Consider the following 11,563-nt stretch of genomic DNA (forward strand, 5'->3'; position numbering starts at 1 on the left):
GGCTCTCCTGGCACGGGAGAACGCGGCCTTGGTCTCCCTAGGCCGTGAGCTTAACGATGGGCATCAATCAGCGCCAGCCTATAGGCTGACCCCTACCGCAACTACTTGTGGCAGATTACGCAGCCACTTGCTGCCTCATCGACCCCATAGACATCGTCAATCGTGTCACTCATTGGACCCGCTAACGGGTTGATCGGACGCCGTTTCCGCAACCGTTCGAGGCGCTTTTCGTAATCTTTTTCTATCGCATCGACCCTTTTCGGTTCGATCAGCTCAGTAAGACTTTCGCCCTGGCTCCAAGTAAACGGCGACCCACCTTCAAGCGCCGTCTTTTCATAAGCAACAGCTTTTTGAAACTCGCCTGGATGATGCTTAGCTAGCCTAACCCATTCAATTTTCTGCTGAAAGAAGCAAAAAGTGCATCCCGATCGGGACCGCCAGCTATAATATTCCGGTTCCCCTACGTCAGCGTTCTCGAGCAGCTCAATCACGCCAGCGCGGTCAATCCCGGCATCGCGAAGTGGTAGATGCACAAGCATGTTCTCATGTGTCGCCTGATAGCCTTCGCGGGACGGCTCATCTGCACGGATTGCTACATAGGAGTGAATCGTCGTCCCGGCCTCCAGTGCCGGCCTGATCCAGTGCTCCAATGGGCGCAGTTTTAGCTGCCTTGTGCACCACCTTGTACGCGGCGAAGGCAGAAAGTTTCCATATTCATCAAGCCAGAAATCAAAGTCACGGTCTGGGTTGAGCCGCTTGATCGGCTTACCCAAGAAGCCTTCAAGCCGATCAAGGAAGGAATATACCTCGGGCAGCTCCTTTCCCGTGTCCGTGAAGAAATACTCAATGGGCAAATCAGGGCGATGCTGACGCATGTAGACTGCCAGGGCGGCGCTATCTCGCCCGCCAGAGATACCCAAGATATGGCGTTCTTGCGTCATGCAGCCTCCATATCCTGATCGGCCGCCAACGTAGCGACGGCGCGGGCCAGCGCGGCCATTCGTACCCGATCAAGACCATCCTTTTTGCGCAGCGTCTTCAGAACGATCTCTGCCAGAAGCGCGGCATCTGCCTTCTCCGCTTCGGTCAAAACGAAAGACTGAAGAAGGGGGGGCGTGCGAGGATCTACCCCCACAACCAAAGCGAGCGCTTCGGTATTGGAACGCCGATCCCGAACCACGGCTAGGGCCTCCAACTCCCGGAACTGGCGACCGAAACGGGCCATCTGCAGCAATGCCTGCTCTCGATCGCGGTCAGACCACCCGTGGGCAGGCTTGTGGACGAGCACGCTTGCCACCCCTTCAATGTCACCCTCCCCGCCTTCGAACGCTGCTGCCCGCATCGCAAACCCTTCAAATGCATAATCATTTGTGAGGTCTTTGATCGACGCGGCCCGTTCTTGTGCTCCGAGGAAGGTGACAGGATCGACGGCCAGAGCTTTTGCTAAGGTGGTCCGTAGATGTGCTAGGAGCGTTGGATAAGCCTGAGCCGCCTCTTCAAGGGCATCTATCACTAGTTGAGACGTGAGGCGTTCTCCTAGAGCTTGGGGCAGCGCCTCAAACAATAGAGCTTCCGGATCACGGGCTTTCAGCACCACGCTACGCACCTTCTTTGCGTCGGCAGATACCGTGTCAGTTCGCTGAGCGTAGACGGTAAGCCCTTTGAACCTTTGAAAGAGTGCCTGTGCCACGGGGAGGGACGAGCTGCCTCCTTCAAGGCCAAAGTGACGTGCTAAATCGCTCAGGAATGCCGCCTCTTTGGTGGACCGATCAACCCGCTTTATGCGGATCTCAGCAGGCTTCTGAAGCAGCTTATCTACAAAAACGTCATCGAATTCGGTCTGAAATACGCCATCCAGATAGACGGCGAGATGATCTCGGTTGGCCAGCAAAATCGCTAGAGCCAGAACCGGCATGATCCCAGCTTTCATTCCGAAAGGAGGGCGCGCCCACACCGCATAGGCTTCAGCCAGAGAGATTTCTGAAGCATCCGCTAGGATGGACCAGGCTGCCTTGAGCGTTGGTCCGTCCGAATCCGCCTGTGGCTCACGGAAGTCAAAGTGACCCTTCTTGTCAGCGCAATGGATGCCGAAGGGCTTCAGCACAGTCAGGTACAGGCCCATCTCTGCTGGGAAGCCCTCAAAGCCAAGGTTTGGCTCATGAGGGTTCCGAACCATTGCGTAGCCAAGTTCCCGCAACGCCGCCATCGCACTTGAGGACGGACGGTCGCGCTGAAGAAGCTCACTATGGAGTACGGGAGCTTGGGAGTACGCCGTATCAGCCAGAGCGGTAGCAATGATGGAAACTGGCTCTCGCAGCGATTTCGGGGGAGCAGATGCAAGCCACCACCGAGCCCGGTTTAAGGCTGCTTCCAACTCACGGTGCAGAACGTCAACGCTGCCCGCCCGTCGAGCCGCGATTTCACGCCGGGCAATCCTGTCCCCTTCAAGCTGGGGATGGTCCCTAAACACCCGCTCAACGGCGAACAGGTCCGATGCGCTCGATCGAAGGGTGTGGCTATTCGCTGCCCCGGCGATTGCCGCGACAACACCAGCTTTGTGAAGCTGCTTCGCGATCGCTTTGCAGCGACTATCAACATCGGAAGCCTCCAGCGAGCCGTCATTAAGGGCGAGAATGAGCATTCCGCTCCCTCGGCTCCGGCGAGCTGTCAAACGTGCCGCCAGGTCAACAGCCGCATGTTCGCGGCCGAGAAGATAGACGACAACCTCAAATGTTCTGAGGGCACCAGTTTTGAAATAGTGCCGCTTCGCTGTTGCGAAGCCAAGTCCGACCCGCTCAGGGATCAACGCAAGCTCCTCTGAATCCAGCGGGGCAGTTGCGCGGGCGATAGCGTCTTCGAGATCGAAGTCGCTGCCCGCAAACAGAGCATAGCCGCCAAGCCGGGGCTGCCTAATCAAGACGGCCCATTCAACTAGATCGCTGATTGCCTCAGCGCGTTCAGCTGCACTTATGTTTGGTATGGCCGCTGAAAAAACGTCGTCGGCAAGCGCGAGACCTGATCCGTTACGGAAAAACTCAATAACTGCCGCCGCTTTTGTAAGGCGAACGTGAAGAGAATTACCTTTAGCGGCAGCTCGCTCTATTGCTTCAAACGCTAGGCTAAAGCGATTGCCGTCACTTCCATTCGATAGAGCCATCCCGAAATTAGAGGCGAGATAGTCCCATAGACTATCTGGATCATAGGTTTCGTCGAGGCTGCTCGTCGTTTCTAAGAAGTTTTGAAATCCGTGGGGCTCAGCGGAGCTAAGAAAACCAAAGACGCTGCGCTCATTCTGCGCGAAGCGTTGTCGGGAAACCGGCCCTAAAAGCAGTGATGTCACTGGGTTTAGGGGCCACGTCGCTGCAAGAGCCGCCGACAATATCGCTACGTCAGTCGGCTTCCGGTGTGCGATCGCTGTGGCAACAAGATTTGCCTGCTCATTAGCGGATTTCGGTCGATGGGTGCTGGTGATCGCATTGCCCAGCAGCGTCACGGTTTCGTCAGCGCCGGCCAGAAAGGGAATATCCTGATATCTGCCTTGCACCTTCGCCCATTCCTGGCGGGCGTCGCGGCTTGCCCGCGCGACATATTGGTCGAAGGCTTGGTGTAGAATTCCAATGACGACGAGCCTGCCTTGGGAACGCGCACTCAGCTCTGCCAAGTCTTGCAGAAGGTGGATGTCTCCTCCGGCAGACGCCTCATGTTCGAGCAGCTTTCCGAGCTCGTCGAGGATTAGGAAAATGCCGCTGCGCTTTGCGCTTGCTGCCGTCATTAGGGCTTCAATCAGAGCGGCATCGCTCGATACAGCTCGGCTATAGACAGCCTTGCTCCATCGAAGAGCGGCTGAGGCCGCATCCGCAATGGTCTGCCGCAAGCCCATGCGGCTGCCGGTAACTGCGACGATAGCCCAAGGCCCATTCGCTTCGGGAAACGCCTTGGCAAATTCTGCAGTTAGATCGGGGCCGGCAATGTCCCTAGCGATTGCCCTGTTTTCGGGATGCCCAGCAACAAGATTGGCGACAAGCAACGCAGCGCTTGATTTTCCTCCGCCGTATGGCCCCGTCCATGTGAAAGCCCCTTGCTGACTGTCAATTTGGCTTGCCGTCAGTGTTTCGAGGGCCTTTGTGACACTCGCTTGCATGACATAGCCCACCAATGGCGGCGTGCCCTGCAAATCTGCATCTAGGCGTGCGGATCTGGCGAACCGCCGATTGATTTCTACCGTTTGGGAAAGGAGCTTCATGCGGCAATCTGCTCATTAGACATGTACCCATAAGCATGGGCGATAAGGTTCATAGGTTCGACATCATCAAGCCGCTGGATTTGGCGAAGACCGGCGGTATCCGTCCAGCGCCAAGCGCCTCCCGTCACGTCATCGATTCCCATAAGCCGTGTGATGACGCTATCTTCGTCGAGTTTGAAAACGCGGCCCGGCGATCCCGGCGCATAACAAACCTGCTCAGCGGTGATCGCGGTCGAGCCGCCTTTAGCTTCCCAGAATTCTGCAAGCGCATAGGCAAATATGCCATCGGGCAACGTCGGTTTCGGTCCACGCACGAACTCGTGCCAGCCCCCGACCCGAGCCTCGCGGATCAGACCCAACTCAGCCAGTAGGGGTTCAGCAGCATCATCACCAGCGACGCCACCGCGGCGCACATAACTGCGCAGGAAAACCTCAACGTCCCGCTTGAGCGTGTTGGCAGTAGCCCTCCAGCCTCTGGCTTTAACAAGAGCCAGCAGCTCATCAATCAGGTTGCCGGTGTCAAATTCAATCGCTGACAGGACATTGAATGCAAAATAAGCGGTAGTGGTCCACTCCGGATTACTCGCCACGTTCCAATGAGCTAGCCAGACTGTTGCGGGCCTTTCAAGATAGGGGTCAAACCCGTCGTCGGCCAGAACGGCATCACCAAGCCTACTGGGGCGGATAATGCGATCTTCTTCCGCTAAAAATGCAGTGGCCAAACCCCAATAGCGCATGGACACAGCCATGTTGCGACCAACGCCAAAGCGTGCGATAGCTGATTGTTCCTGGAATGTTCCAGAGGGTGCACCCTGCCGAACGGCATCATACGCCTTCTTAAGCCACAGAAGGCGAAGGGGAAATGTCTCGTGGCCGGCGAATTGGCCACGGACGTCTGAATCGGACAGCGCATGCTTCATTCCATCCGATTACATCCTACTGGCGAGTTCGTCCAGTGGGCGGGCTAATGAGTCACAGCAGCAATGAAGTGGGGTAAAAATTTCTCTATTTCATACGGAGTATTATATCTACCAAAGAAAATCCTGATAACTGATCCAGCGTCGCGGGGCGTATTACCCATTGCCAGCAAAACATGCGAGGGCATAACCTGCCCGGAGGTACATGCGGAACCTGTTGATACACTCGCATAAGGCGCGAGCCGTGAGACTATTTCATCCGCTGCGCAGCCTGATATTGAAATACTTAGAGATCCCGGCAGGGTTTGTGCATTACCAGTACCTATGCGAAAACCTATACCTTGGGCGCTAAGCTCCGATTTGAAAACGGTGGCCAGTGTGTGGCCGTGCGCCATGTCATTCTCTAGGCGCTGCCAAGCTAGCGTTGCGGCAGCGCCAAAACCAGCAATTAGGTATACTGGTTCGGTGCCTGGCCGCATCGCCCGTTCTTGGCCACCGCCAAATTGGACAGGGCTTGGCTTTGGCGCACCGTTCGCGACATAGAGGGCTCCCACTCCCATGGGACCGTACATCTTATGTGATGACAAAGACATGTAATTCACGTCGAGCGCGTCCACGTCCACAGGGATCTTTCCCACCGCTTGGGCGGCATCGCAATGCATCAAGGCACCCTGCACCCTGGCCATCGCGGCAATCCGCGCCACAGGTTGGATTGCGCCTGTTTCATTGTTTGCCAGCATAGCTGAGACTAGCAGGGTATCAGAATTGATCACCCTTTGAGCCGCCTCAAGGTCGATGACCCCGTCGGATGTGACAGGGGCACGCACGATATTGAAGCCAAGGTTGCTTAAGCTATCCGCTGCCTCCAGCACCGCCTTATGCTCGATTGAAGACACAACAATCTTGCGGCGGGGGTTGCCAGATTGCAGTGCCCTAAAGGCTACGCCTCGAATGGCAAGGTTGTCCAATTCCGTCGCGCCCGAGGTGAAGACGAGTTCACTTGCATCTGCTCCGATTAGAGATGCCACCTCCTGCCTTGCCTTTTCGAGGACGGCACTGGCTCTGGCGCCAGACAGATGCGGCGAGCCGGCGTTACCAGGACGCGATGAAGCAAGCACCATCGCATCCCGTGCCTCTGGGGCGAGGGGGGTGGTTGCAAAACCGTCAAAATAGGCCGGCTCGTCCACGTCTTACCCTACTTGCCCTCGTCCGGTTCAAAGTCAGCTTCTTCGGAAGCCTCCCAGGTTTCGTTTTCGTCCTCCACCACGGGGGCTTCGGCGGCATCTTCAACCACGGGTGCTTCTTCCAATGCGCGTTTGCTAGGAACGTCGGCAGCCAACCATCCCACGTTGCGAAGGAACTTTTTGAACGCCTCATAGGCGGCGTTCGTGATTTCACTTCGATCAGACGAAGTTAAATTCTCTTCGCGCTTAAGATTGCGCGTCAAGAAATCTTTTTGATACTCATGTTCAAGTGATGCAAATATTTGACGACGGCTTTTTTCCCGTTCTGCAGTCAGTGAGCTTTCGAGCTCAGTACCAGTAGCACGCCAGATTTCGAGGATGAGATATTTATATTTCGGCCATTGCGCAGGCTGCATTTCGCCCCGGTAGACAACACGTCGGAATGTTGAATTGGACGGTGTGATTTTCCACTCGCGGATTTCACCTTCCAGCGCGTCTTGGAACACCTCGACTAGGCGCTTGAACTCGCGCGAGCTGCTGGGAGAGAAAAACCCGTTGATGTCTGCGATGAAACCGTCGAACGCGGTTTGCGTATCGACGCCATCAAGGCCCTGCTTGGATCGCTCCAGATTGGCGCGTTCAAGTTCGCTGAAGAACCCAGCAATCATAGCCGTCTGAAAAGCCACTGTGGTCAGAATATTATCATAAAGCTTGTTCACGAAATCGACAACGCGAGGGTGAATAATGCCCTCTTCGGTCTTAAGTACTTTCTTGTCCGATACTTTAGATAAAAAGCGTTCAGCTCGCTCAAATTTGAGTTTGCTTATCAATTCATCAACTAGCTTTTGCGTGCCGTTCAAACGATCGAGAATTTCCCGGAGCTTTGGCGCATCGGCGCCAAATTCTTGGGAATCAATTTTTGCTGCTAGGTTTGCCGTGTGAGCTGCGAAGGTGCGGCCAATCCCCTGCCCTTCGAAAAGGATAGGACGGACGCGGGTGTTAGCCTGAGATCGCAATTGCTCGCTAAGCCAATACACCGCACCCGAATGCGCCGCGTATGGCGCAAATTGTTGGAAGGCTGACACGACGTAGTTTCCGAACCGCTCACGGAACTCTTTCGTAAGGATGTCGCCTGCTGCCGACGTGTAGAACTGACGCGAAGTGGCATCCGCAAGATCTGCACCAAGGAGGTTTCGTCCATTTAGACGACGAAAGGCCGCAGGCTCCAGATCGGTACGCAGATAATAATTACCCGCGCGGGGCTTAGCGCCGTTCACATCCTCAAGCTTGTTCAGAACAATGTGCTCAATGAGGTAGTAGATATGGTTGACGCCAGAAATCGCGATTGGACTTTCGATCTTTACACGATCGTGAGCTTGATCGAGTTCGATATTGCTGATTTCCAGCGTTGAACCCGAATGAAGGTCTCCCTTTTTGATCGTGGAGAGTGTGTCCCGGAGGAAAAGCGCGATTAGATCATTATCGTCGAGCAGCCGATTGCGTGAGGCTGAAACTTGCCTTGCAGTTTTATTTAGGGTCAAGAAGATTGATCGCGCAGCCATCTTGACGTTGTATTCGCCATTGAAACTCTCATCGAGTTGCGGGAAAGTACAAAACATCACAGGAAGACTGATATTTTTCAGTTCAAACTTCCTGATATAATTTGTAGTCCACTCCTCATAGTAGTCTTTATATGGCGCCTTCATGGCGTCATTCCAATCTTGCTTTAGGTTCCGATAGACTGCCAGCAGGGCCATGGCCCGATGCTGACCATCTACGATTACAAGGCGAGACTTGTTGGTGTTCAGTCGCAAGCGAACCAGATCATGCTCGTACAACTTGCCGTTCTGAAGGGGTTGCACAAACTCGAAAACCTCCTGTCCCTTCGCGCCGGAGCGGATGATTTGGGCTTCATGCCCCTCCGGCATCATTTCTACCTCGGTGGAGACAGTCGGGTAGAGATCGGCAGGCTTGTTTTCGTATGCTTTGACTGGAAGAACTACGACAATGATCGGCGGAAAGAGCTTCACGAGATCGCGCGACTTATGGTCGAGCAAATACGGAACCAGTTCAGATGAAACGCGTGCATCGTCGATGTCGCGCTGCATGATTTCATCAAATTCGAGATCCACAGTCGGGAAGATTTCTCGAACGGGGGCGAGGTGTTTCAGAACCTCTTCATTTGAGCCATTCTCGAAATCGAGTCCAACATGAGTGAGAAAGTATTTCACTTCCACCGACTTCTGCGTGTCGCTACCGGCGCCGACGCTGAAGCTACCGACTGACCCTTCAAGCGTAAGATTAAGAGCGGATGTAACGCTTAGACCCAGGGCCATTTCAATTTCTTCCTAAGATGGGGTAATATATCCGGTTAAGAATGTTCTCAATGTCAACTGCTGTCTTGTCATCAGCGGCAGTCGTGCATGTGAATACAATTAATCGGTCAGGGGGAATTTTCCGTTTCGCAATTTGCCAAGCAAAGCCGGCATCAGTGTTTCGGGCCGGCTCAGCCTCCTGTCGATGTAGGCGTCGATACCTTTCGATAAGCGACTTGTGGGTAGCTAGGCGGGTCCGGAGTTGGGTCGCCATGCCCATATAGAGAGGACTGGCAAACATAGGCGCGGACATGTCTAAAACGTTTCTGATCGTCCGCAAGCGATCGGGATCATCAACGATGCGCTGCACTAGCCCGCCTGAAACACGAAAGTTATGTTCCAGCGTTCCGGTATATGTTGGCTTGAGGGGGCCCTCTATCACTGCGTGATATGGATCTTCCCGGAAATGTCGGAACACTCGGTTATCGAGCGTTTCCCTGACAAGGGCTTCGGCGGCTGAGCGGTCGAGCTCACGACATTCCTTGAGGCGAACGATCGTTTGCTCAAGGTCGTAGTCCGTAATTTCGGGGCTATAGTACCAAGCGTACACCCCAGGCAGTGCGGGCGCATTCACGATGTCAGCCCAAACATGCTTCTTGATAGGATCTGTCATGTCGCGGGGCACGGCAATGCCATTTGAGGGAACGAGTGCCATTGTATTCCAACCATCAGCAGTAACCGTCCCCCGGGCCCTTTCCCTCGCTCGCTTTGGCAATGACGAAAGCCGCAGGAGTGATCGTTGTGCAGCATAGCGAGGTCGAGTTGAGCGGCCAAGATAGCTCCAGCTTTGTTGTTCAGATTTATCAGCGCACTTCAAAGACTAATGCCTAAGATCGGGCTGGCAGGTATCGCGCGGTAGGCAAGCCACCTGACCGCGGAATGTATGGGTGATATATCGAATTCTATCTTTAGAATTTTGATCATTTGGCATCCCCTGCGTTGATTGCATCCTGCTCTGGCGCAGGTAGATGCCTATATAAAGTCGCTACCGACACACCGATGGTGGGGGCAATCTCGCGTGCCGTCATGCCAGAAGCTAGTAGTTTGCGCGCGGCGTCGATGCGCTTTGGTGTCATCACCGTTTTACGCCCCCCTACCCTGCCCTCGCGCTTCGCCACTATGAGCGCGGCCGTCGTGCGCTCACGCACTAGATCGCGCTCCATTTCGGCCATGGCCGCCATGATATGAAAGACCAGCTTGCCGGCTGTACCGGCAGTATCGATCCCATCCGTGAGGGATCGCAGGCCGATTTTGCGTTCGGCCAGGTCGGCGGCAAGATCGACGAGTCCTTTCATCGTCCGGCCAAGACGATCAAGTTTCCATACGACAAGGACGTCCCCCATGCGCGCGTGGGAAAGTGCATCTGTCAAACCCTCCCGGTTCGCCTTTGCGCCACTGGCCTTGTCGGAAAAGACCTTTTCACACCCGGCTTCAGACAACGCGGCGAGCTGCGGTGCGAGATCCTGCTCTGGAGTAGAAACCCGGGCATAGCCAATCAGCATGGTTCGCTCTCAAAACTCATCTGCGACGCCTAGCACGAGACTCTTATTTTGCGAAAGTGTTTTGAGACGCGCTTATCGGCTGCTACACGTTCTCACATGATGGCGCTTCAAAAACGATCGTTTGCGAGACAGGCCGATGGGTCGTTCCGGGCTACGGTCGCCGAAAACACGAACGCTGTCGACGGAATGTGGCAAACGGTCATCGAAAGCACGAAGTTTGACCCCGAACGGGGCCGTGATTGCCGCAAGACGGAAGCCATCCCCCCTATTCTTCGTGTTTTTGGCGACCGATCGGTGCTGGAACCGATCGCATGAGCCAGGAGGCCTCCATTCAAGGCGACCTGTTCGCTTTTGATAGCCCGCTGCTGACCGAGGTGCGCGGTGAGCGTTCGCTTATGGCGTTTCCGTTCTTTGCGCTCAGCAAGACAAAATGGACGAAGCCGCTCGAATACAAAACAGAAGCGGTGTCGATCGAGATCGTCTGCACGCCCAAGGGCGTCGCCACGATCTACGACAAAGAAGTTCTGCTATATATCGCGAGCCTCATGGTCGCGAAGCTGGATGCTGGTGAGCAAGTATCCCAAGATTTCTACTTCACCGCGCACGATCTTTTCAGGGTAACGGGCGTCAGCGGATCTTCGCGCTCTTACACGCGCCTTTCAGATGCGTTGGAACGTCTGCAAGGTACTCAGATCAAGACGAACATCGAGGCGGGCGGCGAAGGCCAGGCGGGGTTCTTCTCGTGGCTATCGGATGCCCAGCTTCACTATACCAAAACCTCGAAAGGCGACAAACGGCTCAAGGCCATCAAGGTCCGCCTCTGCGATTGGTTGTATCGGGCAATCCTGCGCGATCGGCGCGTGCTCGATTATGATCCGACCTATTTCCAGCTCGGCCCGATCGAACGACGCCTATATGAAGTGGCTCGCTCCGCTTGTGGACATGGGCCGATCGAAGTGGAACTGGAAGAACTTCGGTTGCAGACCGGCTATCAAAGCTCGCTCAAGCATTTCCGCTATGAGCTGAAGCGCATAGCTGACGAGAGCAGCATTCCCGGGTTTCTATTCGACTTGGTGGATCGCGCCGAAACTGCTGGCGCTACTCGCTCGCGTAAGAACGCTGGGGCGGCCAGCGTAAAGATTACGCCGAAGCTACTGCTTCAGAGCGCCTAACCCAGCCCCTTTCTGCCTCCCGCGAATCATGACTCAAATTCTGCGCCGGAATGGTCGCCGAAAGCACGAAGCATGGTCATCGAAAGCACGAATGCTGGTCGTCGAAAACACGAATGGCGACGCAAACGGTCATCGAAAGCACGAATTTTAGTGCCGATTGGTCACTGAAA

The 11,563-nt window shown here is 55.0% G+C and carries 8 protein-coding genes; 1 reads left to right on the forward strand and 7 read right to left on the reverse strand.

The features are described from left to right. Positions 1–101: 101 nt before the first annotated feature. From U5A82_RS21490 to U5A82_RS21520, 7 genes are all read right to left on the reverse strand, one after another. On the reverse strand, positions 102–941 hold the full coding sequence (locus U5A82_RS21490) for a phosphoadenosine phosphosulfate reductase family protein (RefSeq protein ID WP_326293056.1): 840 nt from the start codon (positions 939–941) through the stop codon (positions 102–104). Next, positions 938–4,243: a hypothetical protein gene (locus U5A82_RS21495; protein WP_326293057.1), complete on the reverse strand. Its 3,306-nt coding sequence runs from the start codon at positions 4,241–4,243 to the stop codon at positions 938–940. The genes U5A82_RS21490 and U5A82_RS21495 overlap by 4 nt, the downstream gene beginning before the upstream one ends. Beyond that, the gene (locus U5A82_RS21500) at positions 4,240–5,163 is read right to left on the reverse strand and encodes a DUF4007 family protein (RefSeq protein ID WP_326293058.1); all 924 of its coding nucleotides are present in this window, start codon (positions 5,161–5,163) and stop codon (positions 4,240–4,242) included. The genes U5A82_RS21495 and U5A82_RS21500 overlap by 4 nt, the downstream gene beginning before the upstream one ends. Positions 5,164–5,207: 44 nt before the next feature. Beyond that, entirely contained in the window at positions 5,208–6,347 is a 1,140-nt protein-coding gene (locus U5A82_RS21505) for a cysteine desulfurase family protein (protein WP_326293059.1), read from the reverse strand. Positions 6,348–6,355: 8 nt separating this feature from the next. Continuing rightward, positions 6,356–8,680 (reverse strand): ParB N-terminal domain-containing protein, encoded by a 2,325-nt coding sequence (locus U5A82_RS21510; RefSeq protein ID WP_326293060.1) that lies wholly within the window; start codon positions 8,678–8,680, stop codon positions 6,356–6,358. 1 nt (position 8,681) lies between these two features. Next, the gene (locus tag U5A82_RS21515) at positions 8,682–9,374 is read right to left on the reverse strand and encodes a hypothetical protein (protein ID WP_326293061.1); all 693 of its coding nucleotides are present in this window, start codon (positions 9,372–9,374) and stop codon (positions 8,682–8,684) included. A 265-nt stretch (positions 9,375–9,639) separates the two neighbouring features. After that, positions 9,640–10,221, reverse strand: coding sequence for a recombinase family protein (locus U5A82_RS21520; RefSeq protein WP_326293062.1), 582 nt, complete (start codon positions 10,219–10,221; stop codon positions 9,640–9,642). A gap of 311 nt (positions 10,222–10,532) precedes the next feature. Here U5A82_RS21520 and U5A82_RS21525 point away from each other — a divergent pair, with 311 nt between their 5' ends. Continuing rightward, a complete protein-coding gene (locus tag U5A82_RS21525; RefSeq protein WP_326293063.1) occupies positions 10,533–11,393 on the forward strand; it encodes a replication initiator protein A in 861 nt (286 codons plus the stop codon). Positions 11,394–11,563 lie beyond the last annotated feature (170 nt).

This window comes from Sphingobium sp. CR2-8, assembly GCF_035818615.1.
GTDB lineage: Bacteria > Pseudomonadota > Alphaproteobacteria > Sphingomonadales > Sphingomonadaceae > Sphingobium.